20 protein-coding genes and 1 pseudogene are annotated in these 18,609 nt (G+C 68.6%); 13 read left to right on the top strand and 8 right to left on the bottom strand.

Translation table 11 applies throughout. The annotated features are described in order from the left end of the window. Positions 1-16: 16 nt before the first annotated feature. Positions 17-1,018, top strand: coding sequence for a LacI family DNA-binding transcriptional regulator (locus JOF29_RS19165; protein WP_209695527.1), 1,002 nt, complete (start codon positions 17-19; stop codon positions 1,016-1,018). A 19-nt stretch (positions 1,019-1,037) separates the two neighbouring features. Here the strand turns inward: JOF29_RS19165 and JOF29_RS19160 are convergent, their stop codons facing one another. Together JOF29_RS19160 and JOF29_RS19155 are read right to left on the bottom strand one after the other, a co-directional pair. Continuing rightward, complete coding sequence (locus tag JOF29_RS19160) at positions 1,038-1,982, bottom strand: small ribosomal subunit Rsm22 family protein (RefSeq protein WP_209695526.1); 945 nt, start codon at positions 1,980-1,982, stop codon at positions 1,038-1,040. A gap of 197 nt (positions 1,983-2,179) precedes the next feature. Further along, the gene (locus JOF29_RS19155) at positions 2,180-2,746 is read right to left on the bottom strand and encodes a VOC family protein (RefSeq protein WP_209695525.1); all 567 of its coding nucleotides are present in this window, start codon (positions 2,744-2,746) and stop codon (positions 2,180-2,182) included. A 48-nt stretch (positions 2,747-2,794) separates the two neighbouring features. Here JOF29_RS19155 and JOF29_RS43290 point away from each other — a divergent pair, with 48 nt between their 5' ends. The 3 genes from JOF29_RS43290 to JOF29_RS19145 all read left to right on the top strand — a co-directional run bounded on the left by JOF29_RS43290 (position 2,795) and on the right by JOF29_RS19145 (position 5,306). Further along, a complete protein-coding gene (locus tag JOF29_RS43290) occupies positions 2,795-2,995 on the top strand; it encodes an amino acid kinase family protein (protein ID WP_245357665.1) in 201 nt (66 codons plus the stop codon). After that, positions 2,995-3,120: a hypothetical protein gene (locus JOF29_RS44615; RefSeq protein ID WP_281067246.1), complete on the top strand. Its 126-nt coding sequence runs from the start codon at positions 2,995-2,997 to the stop codon at positions 3,118-3,120. The genes JOF29_RS43290 and JOF29_RS44615 overlap by 1 nt, the downstream gene beginning before the upstream one ends. A gap of 242 nt (positions 3,121-3,362) precedes the next feature. Beyond that, the gene (locus JOF29_RS19145; RefSeq protein WP_209695524.1) at positions 3,363-5,306 is read left to right on the top strand and encodes an elongation factor G; all 1,944 of its coding nucleotides are present in this window, start codon (positions 3,363-3,365) and stop codon (positions 5,304-5,306) included. Here JOF29_RS19145 and JOF29_RS19140 read toward each other — a convergent pair. From JOF29_RS19140 to JOF29_RS19130, 3 genes are read right to left on the bottom strand one after another with little or no spacing between them, the layout of a single operon-like run. After that, entirely contained in the window at positions 5,291-6,067 is a 777-nt protein-coding gene (locus JOF29_RS19140; protein WP_209695523.1) for a putative protein N(5)-glutamine methyltransferase, read from the bottom strand. The two genes, JOF29_RS19145 and JOF29_RS19140, sit on opposite strands and share 16 nt — an antisense overlap. Before the next feature lie 15 nt (positions 6,068-6,082). Next, positions 6,083-7,033 (bottom strand): SDR family NAD(P)-dependent oxidoreductase, encoded by a 951-nt coding sequence (locus JOF29_RS19135; RefSeq protein WP_209695522.1) that lies wholly within the window; start codon positions 7,031-7,033, stop codon positions 6,083-6,085. A 29-nt stretch (positions 7,034-7,062) separates the two neighbouring features. Then, positions 7,063-7,950, bottom strand: a complete 888-nt coding sequence (locus JOF29_RS19130) for a LysR family transcriptional regulator (RefSeq protein WP_209695521.1) — start codon at positions 7,948-7,950, stop codon at positions 7,063-7,065. A gap of 97 nt (positions 7,951-8,047) precedes the next feature. Here JOF29_RS19130 and JOF29_RS19125 point away from each other — a divergent pair, with 97 nt between their 5' ends. The 9 genes and pseudogenes from JOF29_RS19125 (at position 8,048) to JOF29_RS19090 (ending at position 14,910) form a co-directional block, all read left to right on the top strand. Then, the gene (locus JOF29_RS19125; protein WP_307863463.1) at positions 8,048-9,121 is read left to right on the top strand and encodes a hydroxyacid dehydrogenase; all 1,074 of its coding nucleotides are present in this window, start codon (positions 8,048-8,050) and stop codon (positions 9,119-9,121) included. Further along, positions 9,118-10,260 carry a mandelate racemase/muconate lactonizing enzyme family protein gene (locus tag JOF29_RS19120; protein ID WP_209695520.1) on the top strand — a complete coding sequence of 381 codons (1,143 nt, stop codon included), beginning with the start codon at positions 9,118-9,120 and terminating at the stop codon, positions 10,258-10,260. Before JOF29_RS19125 ends, JOF29_RS19120 begins: the two co-directional genes overlap by 4 nt. An 8-nt stretch (positions 10,261-10,268) precedes the next feature. Next, positions 10,269-11,576 carry an ABC transporter substrate-binding protein gene (locus JOF29_RS19115; RefSeq protein ID WP_209695519.1) on the top strand — a complete coding sequence of 436 codons (1,308 nt, stop codon included), beginning with the start codon at positions 10,269-10,271 and terminating at the stop codon, positions 11,574-11,576. Positions 11,577-11,581: 5 nt separating this feature from the next. Beyond that, positions 11,582-12,457: a carbohydrate ABC transporter permease gene (locus JOF29_RS19110; RefSeq protein ID WP_209695518.1), complete on the top strand. Its 876-nt coding sequence runs from the start codon at positions 11,582-11,584 to the stop codon at positions 12,455-12,457. Further along, the gene (locus tag JOF29_RS19105; protein WP_209695517.1) at positions 12,447-13,271 is read left to right on the top strand and encodes a carbohydrate ABC transporter permease; all 825 of its coding nucleotides are present in this window, start codon (positions 12,447-12,449) and stop codon (positions 13,269-13,271) included. Before JOF29_RS19110 ends, JOF29_RS19105 begins: the two co-directional genes overlap by 11 nt. Continuing rightward, positions 13,271-14,053, top strand: a complete 783-nt coding sequence (locus JOF29_RS19100; protein ID WP_209695516.1) for a sugar phosphate isomerase/epimerase family protein — start codon at positions 13,271-13,273, stop codon at positions 14,051-14,053. The genes JOF29_RS19105 and JOF29_RS19100 overlap by 1 nt, the downstream gene beginning before the upstream one ends. Positions 14,054-14,083: 30 nt before the next feature. After that, positions 14,084-14,284: pseudogene (locus tag JOF29_RS45405) on the top strand (carboxymuconolactone decarboxylase family protein); the annotation flags it as partial. Positions 14,285-14,357: 73 nt separating this feature from the next. Beyond that, positions 14,358-14,540, top strand: a complete 183-nt coding sequence (locus tag JOF29_RS43285) for a carboxymuconolactone decarboxylase family protein (RefSeq protein WP_245357664.1) — start codon at positions 14,358-14,360, stop codon at positions 14,538-14,540. Positions 14,541-14,556: 16 nt separating this feature from the next. After that, the gene (locus tag JOF29_RS19090; protein ID WP_209695515.1) at positions 14,557-14,910 is read left to right on the top strand and encodes a YciI family protein; all 354 of its coding nucleotides are present in this window, start codon (positions 14,557-14,559) and stop codon (positions 14,908-14,910) included. Between the two features lie 623 nt (positions 14,911-15,533). Here the strand turns inward: JOF29_RS19090 and JOF29_RS43280 are convergent. From JOF29_RS43280 to JOF29_RS19075, 3 genes are all read right to left on the bottom strand, one after another. Continuing rightward, the gene (locus tag JOF29_RS43280) at positions 15,534-16,172 is read right to left on the bottom strand and encodes a carbohydrate ABC transporter permease (RefSeq protein ID WP_307863461.1); all 639 of its coding nucleotides are present in this window, start codon (positions 16,170-16,172) and stop codon (positions 15,534-15,536) included. A 222-nt stretch (positions 16,173-16,394) separates the two neighbouring features. Further along, the gene (locus tag JOF29_RS19080; protein ID WP_209695514.1) at positions 16,395-17,267 is read right to left on the bottom strand and encodes a carbohydrate ABC transporter permease; all 873 of its coding nucleotides are present in this window, start codon (positions 17,265-17,267) and stop codon (positions 16,395-16,397) included. 14 nt (positions 17,268-17,281) lie between these two features. Next, the gene (locus JOF29_RS19075; RefSeq protein WP_209695513.1) at positions 17,282-18,574 is read right to left on the bottom strand and encodes an extracellular solute-binding protein; all 1,293 of its coding nucleotides are present in this window, start codon (positions 18,572-18,574) and stop codon (positions 17,282-17,284) included. Between the last annotated feature and the right edge of the window lie 35 nt (positions 18,575-18,609).

The raw sequence follows: 18,609 nt of genomic DNA, 5'->3' as shown, positions 1-18,609 counted from the left end.
AGCTAGGCTGCGCAACATGTCACCGAAGGAGGCTGCGGCGCCGACGATCAGCAGCGTCGCGGCGCTCGCCGGGGTGTCGCGGGCGACGGTCTCGCGGGCGTTCAGCAATCCGCGGGTACTGCGTGCCGACACCGTAACGCGGGTCCGGGAGGCCGCGGCGCAGCTCAGGTACGTGCCGAACCCGACGGCGCAGGCACTGTCGACCGGGCGCCACGGGCTGCTCGCGATGATCGTGCCGGACATCGCGAACCCGTTCTTCCCGCCGCTGATCGGTGCCGCGCAGGGGCGGGCGGAAACGGCCGGGCTGGCGCTGCTGCTCGGCAACACCGACGAGGACCCGGCACGCGAACACACCATGGTCGGCAGGCTCGCCCCGCAGGCCGACGGCTTCGTCCTGGCCGCGAGCCGGATGAGCGAACGGCAGATCCGCGAACTGGCCGAGCGGCGTCCCGTCGTCCTGGTGAACCGCGACCTCGCCGGCCTGCCGCGGGTGCTCGTCGACAGCGCAGACGGCGTCCGCGCGGCAGTCGAGCACCTCGCGGAGCTCGGCCATACCCGGATCGCCTATCTGGCCGGGCCGTCGCGGTCCTGGGCGAACGCACAGCGCAGGAAGGCAGTGAAACGGTCCGCGGAACGGGCCGGCATCGAAGCGGTCATGCTGCCCGGCCAGGTCTCGAACTACGACGCCGGGATGCAGGCCGTGCCCGCTCTGCTGAACACCCGCGCTACTGCAGCCGTCGCCTTCGACGACGTACTCGCCCACGGGGTGCTGGCCGGGCTGGTGCAGCACGGCCTCTCGGTGCCGGACGACCTGAGCATCGTCGGCTGCGACGACGTACTGAAGGCCCAGGTGTATCCGCCGCTCACCACGGTCTCGTCCCACGCAGCCGACGCCGGCGCCGCGGCCGTCGACCTCCTCCTCCAGCGCCTGGAGGACCCGGACGCCCCCGACCGCCGGGTACTCCTCAGCACCTCGCTGATCATCCGCGCGACCACCGCCGCAGCAGCGCGCTCTTGAGCTGCAATCGGTTACACAACTACCAAACATCACCCCAGCTCGTACTGCGCGCGGCGCGATAGGCGGGCGACGACTTCGGTACGACGAGTTGCTCCGCGGTGCCGGCCGACGTACAGAGATCGAGCACGACCCGGTGCTTCGGGCTCGCCGGGCGGGCGATCACCCGCGCCGCGGCGGGGCGGACCGGGTGCCGGGTCGCCACGACGTACGTGAACTTCTCGTCCTCGAAGTTCCGGGTGCCGTCCTTCAGGAGCCGGTGCAGCTCGGTCCGTGGCAAGCGGGTCGCGAAGTGACACCAGTCGGCCGGGCAGTCGCGCTGGTGCGGGCACGGCGCGGCGATCCGGAAGCCGTGCTCGATCAGCAGGGCACGGGCTTCCAGGGTACGGGCGTGGCCGTGCGGGGTGCCGGGCTCGACGACGACGATCGTCGTGGCGTGGCGGGTCGCGTTGTACAGCAGTTCGCGGCGGGCGTCGGTGGTCAGCTCGTTGAGGACGTACCCGATCGTGATCAGGTCGACGGGACGGCCGGTGGTCCACGTACGGACGTCGGCGGTCGTCCACCGCCAGTGGGGCGAGAAGTTGCCCGCGGCAAGCTTCTGCCCGAGGCGGACGGCCGCGGGCTGGCGTTCGACGATCTCGATCGCGAGGTCCGGCCGGAGCGCCGCGGACGCCCAGGCCGCGGCGCCGGTGCCACCGCCGAGATCGACGTGGGTGGTCAGCGGCCCGTCGACATGGCGCTCGACAGCCGCGAGCGCCGCCCGCAGAGCGCGGAAGGTGGCCGGCATCCGTACGACGGCGTACGCGAGAGCGTCGAGCGCATCGCTCATCCCCGGCGTCGCATCGCCGACCTGCTCGGCGCGGTAGCGGTGCGAGAGCGCGTCGGCTCTATGCCGCAGTTCGTGATGCGGTACGCCGCGCAGCGCACGGGCGAGGGCAGCGTGAAGTTGGGTGTCCACGGAGGACATGGGTGATCTCCGGTTCGATCGGCACGGAGTACGCCGCTGAGAGAGGGCGTACGTGATCCGCGGCCAGACGCCGCGACGCACCGATCGGTCCGGAGAAGAGCTGTCAGCAGACAGCAGTCGAGGAGGGAACGGCGCGGAACCGGATAACCTTCCTAGCCATCACACACCTCCTCGAGTCACCAGGAACGCTAGCAGATCTAGCGGCCCTCCGACGTGCACAAGCAGACCTTGTTGCCCTGCGGGTCCGCGAGCACGGTGAACATCGGGGCCTCGTCGTCGTACACGATCTTGCCGCCGGCCGCGAGCGCGGCCTCGATCCGCGCCGGCACGACCTCGGGCGGCAGCCACAGGTCGAGGTGGAAGCGCTGGCGTGGTGTCTCGTGCGGCGTCGTCCCCTGGAACCACACGTTCGCGACCCGGCGGCTGGGATCCATGACGTCGTTCCCCGTGAACGAGTCCGCGCTCCCGGTCAGCACCGCCGCCCAGAACGGCCCGATCGCCACCAGGTCCGCCGTGTCCAGCCCGACCTCCAGCTGCGCGACGGCCGACGGGTCAGCGGTCAGTCCGTGCTCCGCGGCGAGCACACTGATCCGCTCCGCCGTGGCGGGATCCTGCGTCGCGACGTCGACGTACGTCGGCCCGAGGCGCAGCTCCGGATCGGGGCAGTCCGCACTCACGGCCTGCGCGAACTTCGCTCCGTCGGCGAGTGACGACGTACCGAACCGGGTGTGCCATGCCTGTGCGAGCTTCCGCCAATCCGTCATCCCCCGAGGCTAGCGGCGGCCGCCGACATTCGTGATAGACCTGTCGGCATGTATCGCAGGCTCGTCCTCAAGCTTTCCGGGCAGGCGATCGCCGGCTCGAACGAGTTCGGTTTCAGCAGCGACCGGCTGACGCATCTCGCCACCGAGGTGATCGCGTTGCGCGGCACCGGTGTCCAGGTCGCGGTGGTGATCGGCGGCGGAAACGTGTTCCGCGGCACCAGGAGGTCATCGATCGCGGTCTCGGTGTGATGGATCAGTCCGCCTTCATCCTGGCCCGCGACCACCACCTCCCGCTGCACGTCTTCGACATCGATCGCCCGCACGCCGCGACCACCATCGCCACCGGCACCCCGCTCGGCACGCTGATCAACTGAGCGCGTCAGCGATCCGGTCGAGGTGCGGCTGGAACTATTCGCCGCCGACTGGGTGGGTCAACTGCGGGTACGGCGGAGTGCGTGCATGTAGGTGGGATCTAAATGGTTTGTCCCCGCGCACGAGGGTTGGTGTACTCGACGGCGTACGAACAAGCAGGTGCCGAGTAAGGAGTCCGTCATGCGACCTCGCTTCATGTCTGGCATGGAAATGGATGGCACCTGTTCAAAGGACATGAAGCTGCGTGGAAGTACTGAACCTTGGGATCCTGGCGCATGTCGACGCCGGTAAGACCAGCCTGACCGAGCGGCTGCTGTTCGCCGCCGGAGTGATCGACGCGGTCGGCAGCGTCGACGACGGGAGTACCCAGACCGACTCGCTCGCGCTCGAACGGCAGCGCGGGATCACGATCAAGTCCGCGGTCGCCGCGTTCACGATCGGCGAGCTGAACATCAACCTCATCGACACCCCGGGCCACCCCGACTTCATTGCCGAGGTGGAGCGAGCGTTGAGCGTGCTCGACGGCGCGGTCCTGGTGATCTCGGCCGTGGAAGGCGTGCAGGCACAGACCCGGATCCTGATGCGGACCCTGCAACGGCTCGGCATCCCGACTCTGATCTTCGTCAACAAGCTCGACCGCTCCGGCGCGCAGTACGACGGCGTGCTCCGGCAGATCGCCACCAAACTGACGCCGAGCATCGTGCCGATGGGCGAGGCGGCCAACCTCGGCACACCGGAGGCGGCGTTCAAGCCGATCGTCCAGGACGACACGCTCCTCGACGTTCTCGCCGAGCACGACGACGACCTCCTCCAGCGGTACGTCGACGGCGCACCACTCGCGCTGCACGACGTACTCGCGAGCCAGACCCGCCAGGCGGTCGTGCACCCGGTGTACTTCGGGTCCGCGATCACCGGTGCCGGCACCGACGCACTCACGGACGGGATCCGCGAACTGCTCCCCCGCGCCGACACCGCAGCAGGTCCACTCGACGGCACGGTCTTCAAGGTCGAGCGCGGACCCGCCGGCGAGAAGATCGCGTACGTGCGGATGTTCTCCGGCACCGCGTCCGTCCGCGACCGCGTGCGGTACGGCGACACCGAAGGAAAGATCACCGCGCTCGAGACGTACGGCGACACGCTGAGCGCCGGGCAGATCGGCAAGCTCTGGGGCCTGCCGGACATCAAGATCGGCGACACCATCACCGATGTGCAGCATCGGGCAACCACCCGGCGGCTGCAGGCAAGGTTCGCGCCGCCCACGCTGGAGACCGTGGTGACGCCGCGGCGGCCGTCCGACAAGGGCAACCTGCAGGTCGCGCTGACCCAGCTGGCCGAGCAGGATCCGCTGATCAACCTGCGCCAGGACGACCTCCGCCAGGAGACGTACGTGTCGCTGTACGGCGAAGTACAGAAGGAGGTCATCGAGACGACGCTGGCCACCGAGTACGGGATCGCGGTGGACTTCCGGGAGACCACCACGATCTGCATCGAGCGGATCACCGGCACCGGGGAGGCCGTCGAGTTCAACAAGAAGGACGCGAACCCGTTCCTCGCCACGGTCGGGCTACGCGTCGAACCCGCGCCGATCGACGCGGGTGTCACGTTCGAGCTCCAGGTCGAACTCGGGTCGATGCCGTACGCGTTCATCAAGGCCGTCGAGGAGACCGTCCGCGAGACCCTGCACCAGGGCCTGCACGGCTGGCAGATCCCGGACGCCCACGTGGTGATGACGCACTCGGGGTACTCCGCCCGGCAGAGCCACGCGCATGCGGTGTTCGACAAGAGCATGTCGAGTACCGCCGGCGACTTCCGGTTCCTCACCCCGCTGGTCCTGATGGCAGCTCTCCAGCAGGCCGGCACGGCGGTGCTCGAGCCGATGCACCGCTTCCGGCTGGAGATCCCGACCGCCACGACCCGCGCCGTACTCGCGGCTCTCGCCCGGCTCCGGGCGATCCCGCAGGTGCCGGCGCTGGCCGCGGAGACCTCAACCCTGGAAGGAGAAATCCCCGCGGCCGCGGTGTACGAACTCGAGCAGCAGCTCCCCGCCCTGACCCGCGGCGAAGGCGTGCTGGAGTCGGCGTTCGAGCGCTACCAAGCGGTGACCGGCCACGTACCGGAGCGCCCGCGGACCGACCACGACCCGCTCAATCGGCAGGAGTACTTACTACACGTTCAGCGCCGGGTCTGACCGTGGACCACGTTCGCGCCGAGGTCGTCGTCGGTGACGATCTCGGCGGTCATCCCGGCCGCGACCATCACGGCTTGGGCCACCGGCGCCTGGCGGTCGCTCATCTCGACGTACAGGTGGCCGCCCGGCGTGAGCCACTCCCCTGCGCCGGCGACGACCCGGCGCAGGGTGGCGAGCCCGTCCGGGCCGCCGTCGAGCGTCACGCGCGGTTCGTGCAGGCGCGCTTCCGGCGGCAGCAGCCGGATCTCGTCGGTCGGTACGTACGGGACGTTCGAGAGCAGTACGTCGATCCGCCCGCGCAGCTCGTCCGGCAGCGCCGCGAACAGGTCGCCCTCGGAGACGGTCCCGCCCCAGGGCGCGAGGTTGCGGCGGGCGCAGCGCACCGCGACCGGCTCGATGTCCGCGGCGTACAGCGACACCGATCGCCGCGCCGCCACTGCCGCACCGAGCGCCCCGGATCCGCACCCGAGGTCGACGACCACCGCCCCGTCGCGAACCACCCGCAACGCCTCGGCGACCAGGAACTCGGTACGCCGACGCGGAATGAACACCCCGGGCTCGACGGCGATCCGCAACCCGCAGAACGACGCCCAGCCGACGACGTACTCCAGCGGCTCCCCGGCGACCCGCCGGTCGACCATGGCGGCGAGCTCGGTCGCGTCGCGGGCGGTCTCGGCGATCAGCGCGGCCTCGTCCTCGGCGAACACGCAGCCGGACGCCCGCAGCCGTTCGACGATCGCGCCGACCTCAGATCCATTCATCACCAAGCGCTGAGCCTATCCGAACGCGTTCACTCCGGTGAGTTCGGCCGACACCGTCCACAGCCGCGCCGCCGAGGCCGGGTCGATCGCGTACGGACGCACGCCGTACGGCCCGTCGACCGACACCTCCGCGATCTCGCAGTCCTCGCAGAACACGCCGCCCTCGTCGGCGAGCTGCAGGGAGGTCGCCGCCCACACCTGGGTCGCCGCGCCCTGCTCGGGCGACTTGAAGTGCGGGCTCAGCAGGTTGCCGTCCTCGTCGATCCACCCGAGCGCGACCATCTCCTCGCGTGGCAGGTGCCGCTGCAGCGGTGTCAGGATCCCGCCGGGATGCAGCGTGAACGCCCGGACTCCGGAATCCTTGCCCAGGGCATCGAGCTGGACGGCGAACAGCGCGTTCGCGGTCTTCGCCTGCCCGTACGCCGCCCACTTGTCGTACCCCTGCCGGAACTCCAGGTCGTCCCAGCGGATGTCCGACCGCCGGTGCGCGGACGACGACACCGAGACGACCCGCGCCGCACCGTCCGCGGCGATCGCCGGCCACAGCCGGTTCACCAGTGCGAAGTGCCCGAGGTGGTTGGTCGCGAACTGCGCCTCCCAGCCGGGCCCGACCCGCGTCTCGGGGCTCGCCATGACCGCGGCGTTGTCGATCATCAGGTCGATCGACCGCCCCGACGCCAGGAACCGGTCGGCGAAGGCGCGGACGCTCTCCAGATCCCCGAGGTCCAGCTCGTCGACCTCCACGCCGTCGACCCCGGCCAGGGCCTCCCGCGCAGCGTCCGGGCGGCGCGCCGGTACGACGACATGCGCACCGGCCTTCGTCAGCGCCTTCGTGGTCTCCAGGCCGAGACCGGAGTACCCGCCGGTCACGACCGCCAGCTTGCCGGTCAGGTCGATTCCGGCCAGGACGTCGTCCGCGGTGCTGTCGTGCCCGAAGCCCGAGCCGATCTTGTGTTGTGCAGTCATGTCAACGAGCGTACGAATTAGAGTTCGCTCTAAGTCAAGTGTGGGTGCGCGCGCAGGGATTCGGCGAGACGTTGCAGGGCCGGGTTCGGGTTGTCGGGGCTCCAGCAGGCGTGCAGGGTGACCGAGTGCGCGTCGGCGGCCTCGAGCTCGCGGTACCGGACGCCCTCGACGCCCATCGCCATGATCGAGCGCGGGATCAGCGCGCAGCCGAGGCCGGCGCGGACCAGCGCGAGCATCGTCGGCACCTGCGAGGCGAGCTGGCTGACGGCGTACCGGTCCATGCCGATCATCGCGGCGCAGATGTCGTGCAGGTACTGCGATCCCTCCGGGCTGTAGCCGATGTAGTCGTCGGTGACGTCGGCGAGTGAGACGGGACCGGTGCCCGACGCGAGGGGATGCGTCGCGGGTACGGCGAGGACGAGGTCCTCGGAGTGGACCAGGAGGGACTCGAACTGGGCGGGGATCGGCGGGCGGACCAGGCCGAGGTCGATCTCCAGGTTCGCGAGTGCCTCGAACTGGGCCGGGCTGACGAGCTCGGTCAGCTCTGCCGTGACGCCCGGGGTTCGTTTGCCGACCATGGTGAGGAAGTCGGCGAGTACGGCGTACGCGCCGATCGCGGTGAAGGCGAGACGCAGCGTGCCGGTGGTGCCGTCGGCAGCGCGGCGGGTTGCCTCGGGGGCGACTTCGAGGAGGGCGAGGACGCGGCGGGCGTGCTCGAGGAAGACGCCGCCGGCCGCGGTCAGCCGGACGCCGCGGCCGGTGCGGTCGAAGAGGCGGACGTCGAGGGTGCGCTCCAGGCCCTGGATCTGGCGGGTGAGCGGGGGCTGGGTGAGGTTGAGTCGCTGCGCTGCGCGGCCGTAGTGCAGTTCCTCGGCGACGGCGACGAATCCACGGAGTTGCTGGAGCGACAGGTCCATGCGTGCACGGTATCGGTTCATACGGAAATGGGCTTGGACCTGCATAACGGAAAGCGCCTACCGTCAACCAACACCCCACCCTTAAGGAGCTGCCCCGGTGACGAATCCGAAACCGAGACTTGCCGCACTGATCTCCCCGGAACGTGCCAAGGACGTGGTCGACGCGAGTACCCGGACGTTGCTCGAGGAGCGGTTCGAGGTCGTGTGGGCAGCCGCCGAGCACACGGTCGCCGCACCCGCGAAGCAGCACGCACCCGCGACGGGTGGCCAGGCACCGGCCGGCGGCGTGCCGGGCATCAACCCTGCGGCTGTCGGGGAGCTGGCAGCCGGGGCGGATGTGTTGTTGACGAGTTGGGGGACGCCTCGGTTGGGACAGGAGCTGTGGGCCGACGGGAGCGGACCGAAGGTGGTGGCTCATGCGGCGGGGACGGTGAAGAACCTGCTCGATCCCGTGGTTCTGGAGCAGGGGGTTGGGGTGTTCTCGGCCGGGCCGCGGATTGCTTGGTCGGTGGGTGAGTACTGCTTGGGAGCGATGCTGACGCTGGCTCGGCGGCTCCCGCGGTTCGACGGGGCGGTTCGGGGCGGCGGGTGGAAGCAGGCGGAGTACCGCGGGCACGAGTTGCGCGGCGCGAAGGTCGGCATCATCGGGGCGAGCAGTACGGCGCGGGCACTGATCACGATGCTGAAGCCGTTCGGGTGCGACCTTGCCGTGTACGACCCCTATCTGAAGGAGGAGCGCGCGGCCCAGCTCGGCGTACGTACGGCGACACTCGACGACGCCGTGAGCGCGCCGTTCCTCAGCATCCACGTGCCGAACGTCCCGGAGACCAAGGGCATGATCACCCGGGCCTTGATCGAGAACCTGCCCGACGGTGCGGTCGTGGTGAACTCCTCGCGGGGCCCGGCGATCGACCAGCAGGCGCTGCTCGACCACGCGTTGGACGGCCGCATCTACGCCGCCCTCGACGTCTACGATCCCGAGCCGCCCGCCTTCGAAGAGCACGTCCTGAAGTCCCAGAATCTGTTGCTGACCCCGCACATCGCCGGTGACACCGCCGAGGGGCACCTGGCGCTGGGCGGGTACGTGCTTCGCGATGCGATCAAGTGGCTCGAAGACGGCACGCGCGGACCCGGTTTCGTCGACCCGGCGACCTGGTCGATCGCCGCATGAGCCGCATCACGCGGGTCGAGGTCTTCCCGGTCGCCGTTCCGTTCGCCCGGAAGTTCGTGCTCGGCAGCGGCGCGGTCGGCTCCCCCGGCGCGGCGCCGGACCAGTCCGGCGCGGTCGTGTTCGTCAAGCTCACCACCGAGGACGGCGTCGTCGGCTGGGGTGAGCAGCGCGCGTTGCCCAGCTGGAGCTACGAGACCGCCGAGACGATGGCGGTCGTGATCCGCCGGCACCTCGCGCCGATCCTGCTCGACCTCACGCCGTTCGACGTCGAGCTGTTCCACCAGCGCGCCGCCAAGCGGCTCAGCCCCGCGGTGTCGAACGGCTTCCCGTTCGCCCGCGCGGCGGTCGATGTCGCGATGCACGACGCGGCCGGCAAACTCGCCGGCGTTCCCGTGCACGCGCTGCTGGGCGGCAAGGTGTACGACGAGATCCCGCTCTGCTCGGCGATCGGCGTCGGGGACCAGGACGCGGTCCGGGAGCACGCCCTCCAGTCGTCGGACTACGCGGCGTACAAGGTCAAGATCGGCGGCGACCTGGACGCCGACACGGCCGCGATCGAGACCGTCGCGGAAGTTGCCGACGGCAAGCCTCTGTGGCTGGACGCGAACCAGTCGTACCGCCCGGCCGCGCTCCGGCAGCTGCTCGACCGCACCCGGGACATCCGCACGATCCACTGCGTCGAGCAGCCGGTGCCGAGCACCGACACGCTCGCCATGCAGCGGCTCCGCGGGCTGATCGACCTGCCGATCGCGATCGACGAAGGCAGCTTCTCCGCGCCGGACCTGGCCCGCGCGATCCGGCTCGACGCCGCCGACCTGGTCGTGATCAAGGTCTGCAAGTCCGGCGGTCTCCGCAACGCGCTGAAGACCGCCCAGACCGCGCTCGCCGGCGGCCTGGAGATCCTGGCCAGCGGACTCACCGACTGCGGCGTCGCGTTCGCCGCGGCCCTGCACGTGTTCAGTCAGCTCGAGCTCGCCCTGCCCGCCGAGCTCAACGGGCCGGAGCTGCTGACCGATCTGTACGTCGACGGGCTCCGCATCACCAAGGCCGTCGCGACGGTCCCTACCGCCCCTGGACTGGGCGTCGAGGTCGACGAGGAGCGCATCCGCGCCGAGTCGATCGACTTGCTCTACCGGTGAGGAGCACCATGCACACCAAGCTGTCCCGCCGCAGCTTCCTGCAGATGACCGGTGTCGCCGGCATCGGGTTGGCTGCCGGCTGTTCGTCAGGCCCGTCCTCGGGTACGGCGACCTGGTCCATGTGGTCGAGCAGCGCCGCCGAGAAGAAGGTCTGGGCCGACTTCGGCAAGTACGTCGAGCAGCAGCTCAAGGTGAAGTCGATCGCCACCCTGACCCCGTCCCCCGGCTACCCGACCAAGCTCGACCTGCAACTCGTCAGCGGTACGGCGAGCCTGGTCACCGCGCTGAACGGCACGCTGATCCCGACGTACGCCGCCCGCGGCGCGCACCGTCCACTCGACGACCTGATCGCAGCCGACCCGGACTTCCACCTCGACGACTTCTACGAGACCAGCCGGAAGATCTCCAGCTTCAACGGCAGGACGTACGCGATCGGCTTCGACGTCGCGCCGACCGTCATGTACTACAACAAGGACCTGCTGAAGAAGCAGGGCGTCCCGCTCCCCTCGCGGACCGAACCGATGTCCTGGGCAACATTCCGCGACCTTGCCAAACAGCTCACCAAGCCCGGCGAGCAGTACGGCTTCACCTGCGCGCCCGCGATCGACGACCTGGTCTCGTGGATCTACTGCGCCGGCGGCAACGTGATGAGCGCCGACGCGGGCCGCAGCACGCTCGGCGACCCGGAAGCCATGCAGGCGCTCCAGTTCGTCATCGACCTGTTCGTGAAGGACCAGGTGACGCCGCCGATCAAGAACCTGGTCACCGAGAACTCGCTGTCCAACTTCCTGCAGGGCAACGTCGCGTTCATGCAGAACGGGCCGTGGCAGGTGGTGAACGCCCGGAAGGCGACGTTCGACTGGGACATCATCCCGTTCCCGGCCGGCGCGGCGGGCAGTACGCCGCGCGTCTCGGGCTCCAGCTTCGCGATTCCATCGGGGGTACGCGAGGGGCCGCAGCTCGACCTCGCGTGGAAGCTGCTCAAGACACTCACCAGTACCGGCGCGCTCGACATCTACGCCAAGGCCGGACGGAACAACCCCGCCCGGCTGAGCGCCGGCAGCGCGTTCCAGCCGCCGCCGGACAACCTCGGCATCGTCCGGGACATCCTGGCCGGCAAGCTCGCCGGCGGGCACGCGTTCGACGTCACCACGAACTGGAACCAGGTCAAGCAGCTCCTCGGCCAGGACCTGCCGCGGACGTTCCTCGGCCAGGTCACCGTCGCGGACGCGATCCACGGCCTGACGCCGCGACTCGACGTACTGATGCGTCAGCATCTCGACACCGTCCGCCAAGCCACGGCCAGGAAGGGGTGACCGCGATGTGGCGCCGTCGCGAGGCGCTCACCGCGTGGCTGTTCATCCTGCCCAGCCTGATCGGATTCCTGATCTTCACCGCCGGACCGGTCGTCGCCGCGGGCGCGATCTCGCTGCTGAACTGGAACCTGTTCAGCGCCCCGACCTGGGCAGGTCTGCACAACTTCGCCCGGCTCGGCCCGGACCCGACGTTCTGGGCCGCGCTCGGCAACACGGCGTACTTCACGCTCGTCAGTGTCCCGCTGACGATCCTGGTCAGCCTCGTGCTGGCGCTGCTGCTCAACCAGGGACTGCAACGGATCGCGGTCTTCCGCAGCCTGCTGCTGTTGCCGTACGCAACCATCACGGTGGCGGTGGCGTTCGTCTGGATCTGGCTCTACATCCCGCACGACGGCCTGGTGAACGCCGTGCTGGGCTGGTTCGGGATCGACGGGCCGTCGTGGCTGATCTCGGACACCTGGGCGATGCCGGCGCTGATCCTGATGAGCGTCTGGAAGAGCTTCGGGTTCGGCATGGTGGTGTTCCTGGCCGGACTCCAGGCGATCCCGCAGCAGCTCTACGAGGCCGGCCGGGTGGACGGCACGTCGCCGTGGAACAGCTTCCGGCACATCACGCTGCCGATGCTCTCCCCCGCGCTGTTCTTCGTCATCGTCACGTCGGTGATCGGCTCGTTCCAGGTCTTCGACCAGGCGCTGATCATGACGAACGGCGGACCGGGAACCCGCACGACCACGCTGGTGATGTACATCTACCGGACCGGCTTCGAGAACTACGACCAGGGGTACGCCGCGGCACAGTCGCTGGTGCTCTTCGCGTTCATCGTCCTGATCACCACCACGCAGTTCCTGTTCCAGCGGAGGCTGGTCCACTATGACAACTGAGATCCGGCAGAAACTGGTGGTCTTCACCTGCTTCCTGGTCACCGCGGTCACGCTGGTCCCGGTCGTGATGATGGTGCTGGTCGCGTTCCAGTCCGACGCCGAGTCGATGGCCGCGAAGCCCGCGTTCTGGCCGAGCAACTGGCACCCGGAGAACCTGACCCGGGCGTTCGACCTCGTACCGCTCGGCAAGTACCTACTGAACACCATCTACTTCGCCGCCGGTACGACGCTCCTCGAAACCGTCACGGCGGCGCTCGCGGCGTACGCGTTCGCCCGGCTGAACTTCCCCGGTCGCCGCTGGCTGTTCGGGGTCTATCTCGCCACGCTGATGATCCCGTCGCAGGTGACGCTGATCCCGCAGTTCGTGCTGGTCGCGAAGCTGCACGGGATCGACACCTGGCCGGGGATGATCCTGCCGCACGCGTTCACCGCGATCGGAGTGTTCCTGCTCCGGCAGTTCTTCCTCGGGATCCCGCGCGACTACGAGGAGGCCGCGCGGCTGGACGGCGCGAACCGCTGGCAGGCGTTCGTCCGGGTGATCGTGCCGCTCGCGGTCCCGGCGATCGCGACATTGGCCGTCTTCAAGTTCATCGGGCAGTGGAACAACCTGCTGTGGCCGTTGGTGATCTCGAACAGCGACGCGACCCGGACGGCGTCCGTCGGGCTGCAGGTGTTCCAGGACACGAACGGCACGCAGTGGAACCTGCTGCTGATGGCGGCCACCGTCACCACGATCCCGCTGATCGTCCTGTTCTTCCTCACCCAACGCTGGTTCGTCCGTGGAATCACCATGAGTGGCCTGGGAGGTCGTTGATGTCGTATCTGTGGTCCGTCTTTACCAAACCGTGGGCGGCGCTGCCCGGTGCCGAGCTCGGCCGGCTGATCGCCGGACTGGGGTTCGGCGGCGCCGAGGTGCCGGTGCGCGACACGGCGTACGTCACGCCGGCGAACGCGGAGGCCGAGCTGCCCAAGTTCGCGGCGCAGTTGCGGGCCGAGGGCATCGAGCCGATCAGCGTCGCGAGTGACCTGTCCGAGCCAGTGTTCGCCGCCTGCGCGGAGGCCGGCGTACCGATGATCCGGATCATGGCCGAGCTCGGCGCGGACGGCTACGCCGCTTCGGTACGGCGGAACCGCGAGCTGCTCGAGCAGGCCGTCGTACTCACGGAACGGTACGACGTGCAGGTCGGCGTACAGCCGCACCATGGGCGGTACGTGTCGTCGACGCTCGGCGTACTGCAGCTGCTGGACGGGTTGCCCGACCGGTTCAAGCTGGTGTGGGACGCGGCGCACGACGCGTTGGCCGGGGATCATCCCGCGGTGACACTGGAGCTGGGCGTGGACCGGCTCGGGATCGTCAACCTGAAGAACGTGCACTACGTCCGCGCCGACGACACCTGGAAGACGTACTTCGTCGAGGCCGAGGACGGGTTGTCGGACTGGTCGGCCGTGTTCGCCGCGCTGCAACAGCTCGGGTACGCCGGTCCGATCTGCCTGACCGGGCAGTACTCCGACCCCGCCGTACCGGTGGAAACCCGGCTGGCGAAAGATCTCCGCTTCGCTGTCACATCGGCTGCGCAGCATCCGTCAGGGGGGTGAAAGCAACCAAGACCTGATGGAGACACGACGATGCAAGCACGGATGACCAACCCCGCCATGATCCTGCCGGACGCCACCAAGGGCATCCAGAACATCTACAAGGCGATCGGGCAGTCCGGCACCGACGGCAAGGTGCTGGAGCTCGTGCACCTGCGGGCCAGCCAGATCAACGGCTGCTCCCCGTGTGTGTTCGGCGGGATCAAGTCGGCGCTGAAGAACGGCGAGACCGACGAGCGGCTGCACCAGGTCGCCGCCTGGCGGGACTCCGACCTGTTCACCGCCGGCGAGCGGGGCCGCTCTCGAGATGACCGAGGCCGCGACCCGGCTGGCGGACAACCCGACCGCTGTCAGCGACGAGATCTGGAACGCGGCGGCCGACCACTACGACGAGAAGGAACTGTCCGCGATCATCCTGATGATCGCGCTCACCAACCTGTTCAACCGGCTGAACACGACGGTGCGCCAGCCTGCCGGTGCCACCTGGTAGTCGCTACCGTGAGGCAATGAAGTACATGCTGCTGATCTACGGCAACCAGGAAACCTGGGACACCTTGCACGCGCAGGGCATCGACGGGGTGATGGAACAGCATCACCAGCTCAGCGCCGAGCTGAAGGCGAGCGGTGAGCTGGTCGACGGCATCGGCCTGACCACCGTCAATGCCCGGGTGGTCCGCGTCCACGACGGCGTACCTGCGGTCACCGACGGCCCTTTCACCGAGGCCAAGGAAGTACTGGCCGGCTACTACGTCGTGGACTGCGCGGACCTCGAGCGCGCGACGGAGATCGCTGCACGGCTTCCCGAGGCGCCGTACTCGCCGATCGAGATCCGCGAGTTCACGGCACCGACGGAATCCTGACTGTCCAGGGACTTGCCGGCCTCAGCTGGGCGTTGGACACCTGAGACCGGCGAGTCACTGACTCAGATCGTCGACGTCCGGACGGGCTCGCTCGACGCGAGGATGACCCCACCTGAGGCGGGCTGGTCACCCATGCCCCGGCCACCTTGGACGTAGACCGTGCTACCAGGCGCCGGTGCCTCGGCACCGGACCTGAGTCGGAGCGTGGTCGTCATACCGTTGCTCAACCTGAGCATCGCCACGCGTCGCGGCTGCACCGACCGGCTCGACGAGCTCACCTCGTGGATGCCGGTGCACACCGCCGGTTGGATCGCAGCCCGTCCGAGCCCTGCGTTGCCGTGACTCCTCACATCACGGCACTGCCCGGCGAGCCTACTCATCGCTGACACACTTCCCCCTTCTCATCGTTACTGCCCCCGAGTGCTGGCGGTAACGACCGCGCTCATCCTCAAGCACGGCCGTACACTTCCCCGTCCTTCCCGCACCCGGAAACGACGCGGAAGTGATCAGCCAACCCTCGCTGAGAGTGACGACGTTTTCAAGGGATCGTGATCGGAATCCCGAGTACCGGAATCGCACTCTCAGGAAATCTCAGGTAACCACTGGTCCGACTACTGGTCCGACTACTGGCCGCCGAAACCGGTGGTCGCGATCCCCTTGATGATCTGGCGCTGGAAGAACAGGAACACCACGACCAGCGGCAGCGCGGCCAGGATCGCGGACGCCATGTTCTGCGCGTACTGCAGGCCGTACGCGCTCTTCACCGTCTGCAGGCCGACCGGCAACGTCATCAGGTGCGCGTCCGTGGTCACGATGAACGGCCACAGGAAGTTGTTCCAGGCGCCGATGAACACGAAAATCGCCACCGCCGCCAGGATCGGCCGCGACAACGGCAGCACGATCGACCAGAACACCCGCAGCCGGCCGGCGCCGTCCACCCGGGCCGCTTCCTCCAGCTCGGTCGGGATCTGGTCGAAGAAACGCTTGAGGATCAGCACCATCGCGGGCGCGAACGCCTGCGGCAGGATGATGCCCCAGTAGGTGTCGACCAGGTTGAACGCCAGCATCTGCCGGAACAGCGGGACGATCAGCAGCTGCGGCGGGATGATGATCGCCGCGATGATCGCGGCGTACAGCAGTCTTTTGCCCTTGAAGTTCACCCGCGAGAACGCATATCCGGCAAGCGCCGAGGTGGCGACCGTGATCAGCGTGATCGCGACCGACGTGATCAGGCTGTTCCACGCCCCACGAAGGGATGTCACCCGCCGACAGCACCTTGCGGTACGCCGCGAAGCTGAACCCGTCCGGCGGGTTGAGACTGACCGTCGACGCACCGGCGTCGGCCTCGCTCTTCAACGAGGTCAGGACCGACCAGGCGAACGGAACGAGCCAGGTGACGGCGAGGACCGCGAGGATCAGGAGCGCGACGATTCTGGACACACTCCACGGGTTCTCGCCCGGCTTGTGGGTTCGTGCGTACGTGCTCATGCGGCGCTCCTGCGGTTGATCAGCTTGTACTGCGCCAGCGACACCAGGACGATGAGCGCGAAGAACAGGTACGAGACGGCCGACGAGTAACCGAACCGGTAGCCGGTGAAGCCGGACTCGTAGATGTACTCGACGATCGAGCGCGTCTTCCCGGCCGGGCCTCCGTTGGTCAGCATGTAGATCTGGTCGAACACCTTCAGCGACGCGAGCAGCTGCAGCGTCACCAGCAGCGCGGTGGTCGGCGTCAGCTGTGGGATCACGATCGAGAACAGCTGCCGCCACTTGCCGGCGCCGTCCAGCGCGGCCGCCTCGAACTGCTGCTCGGGGATGTTCTGCAGCGCCGCGAGGTACAGCAGGAAGTTGAAGCCGATCGTCCACCACAGCGTGGTGATCACGACCGAGATCATCGCGACCTTCGGGTCCTGCAGCCAGGCCACCGGCGCGACCCCGACCTTCGCCAGTACGCCGTTGATCAGTCCGAGGGTCGGGTTGTACATCCAGCTCCAGAACATCACCACGACCGTGGACGCGAGCAGGTACGGCAGGAAGAACGACAGCCGCCACAACCAGCGGCCGGGCAGTCCGAGGTTCACCAGCAGCGCCAGCGCGAGCGACAGCACCACGAGCGGGATCGTGCTCAGCACCGTGAACCACACCGTGTTGCCGAGCGACTTCCACATGTCCGGGTCGGTCAGCGCCTCGCCGTAGTTCGCGAAGCCGACCAGTCCGCTGCCGGCCCCGGTCAGCGTCTCGCCGGTGAAGCTCAGGTACAGGCCGTACACCGCCGGTACGACCAGGAACAGCACGAACAGTACGGCGAACGGTGCCGCGAACGCCCACCCGGCGAGGGTTTCATCACGCTTCGACATCTTGAGCTCTCCTCTCACACCGGCTGCGGACGATTGAGCAACGTGTTCAGCCGGGCGACGAAACCGTCGAAGCCGGCCGCTGGATCACCACTGCCGAGGAACACGTTCTGCACGTTCTCGGCGAAGTAGTTCTGGAAGTCGCTGCCCGCACCGCTGAACCAGACCTCCGGGTCGTAGTTCACGTACGCCGGGATGCCCGCGTAGTTCGACTGCGGCTTCAGTGCCTGGTACTCCGCGCCCTTGGCCACCGGCTGGTACGCCGGGATGTGGCCACCGCCGGCCCACTTCACCGACCGCTTCAGGATCTCCGCGACCATCGTGTACACGTGCTTGCGGCGCTCCGGCGACACCTTCGACTGCCGCGGCAGCACGAACGTGTGCGAGTCGGCGTACGCGGCCTGGGTACCGAACAGCGTCGGGATCGGCAGCGCGTCGACGGGCATCTTCGCGTCCTTCAGCACCGGGAGCTCCCAGACGCCGCCGAAGAACATGCCGCTCTCGCCGTGCAGGAACTCGCTGGTCGCCGTACCGCCGTCGCCGCTGCGGGAGGCGATCTTGTCGTTGAGCAGTGAGCGGATGAACGTCAGCGTCCGCACCGCGGCGTCCTTGTCGACCTCCGCCTGCCGACCCGGGACGAGCTTCATGTCCGCACCGGTCTGCCGGTACAACGTGTAGAACAACCGCCACATCTGCGATCCGTCACCGAGGTACCCGTACGACAGGCCGTGCTTCCTGGTGACCTGCTGCAGCTTGGTCGCGACCTCGGTGAACTCCTCCGGGGTCGTCAGCGAGTGCAGCGCCTCGGTGACGCCGGCCTTCTCGGCGTGCTCGGTGTTGTAGTAGAGCACGAACGGGTGGGTGTCGAGCGCGATCGCGTAGAGCTTGCCGTCGTAGTGACACTTGTCCCAGACCCGGGCCGGGAAGTCGCTCTCGTGGACGCCGGCCTCGGCGAGCAGGTCGAGGTCCCACGGCTCGAGCAGTCCGCCCGGCGCGTACCCGGCGATCCGGGACGCGTGCATGATCGCCACGTCCGGAGCGCGCCCGCCGGCCGAGGCCATCGCGAGCTTGGTGTAGTACGGCGGGCCCCAGGCCAGCACGGTCTGGGTGGCGTGAAATCCGAGGTGCGCGGCGTTGACGGCGTCCACCAGGCCGGCCATCACCGTCCCGTCACCACCGGTCAAAAGGTGCCAGTAGCTCAGGTCGGTCGCCGAGCGCGACGCACCGGGCGCGCAGCCGACGAGCAACCCGCCACCGGCCAGCGCAGCCGCCGCTTTGAGCAGGCTGCGCCGGGAGAAATCTTCACTCATTCGGTCTCCTTTGGGGGCGGGACCGATGATTACAT

The sequence above is a fragment of the Kribbella aluminosa genome, assembly GCF_017876295.1.
GTDB classification, from domain to species: Bacteria; Actinomycetota; Actinomycetes; order Propionibacteriales; family Kribbellaceae; genus Kribbella; species Kribbella aluminosa.
Note: the sequence above shows the minus strand (reverse complement) of the source record. Positions and strands in the feature narration are given on the sequence as shown.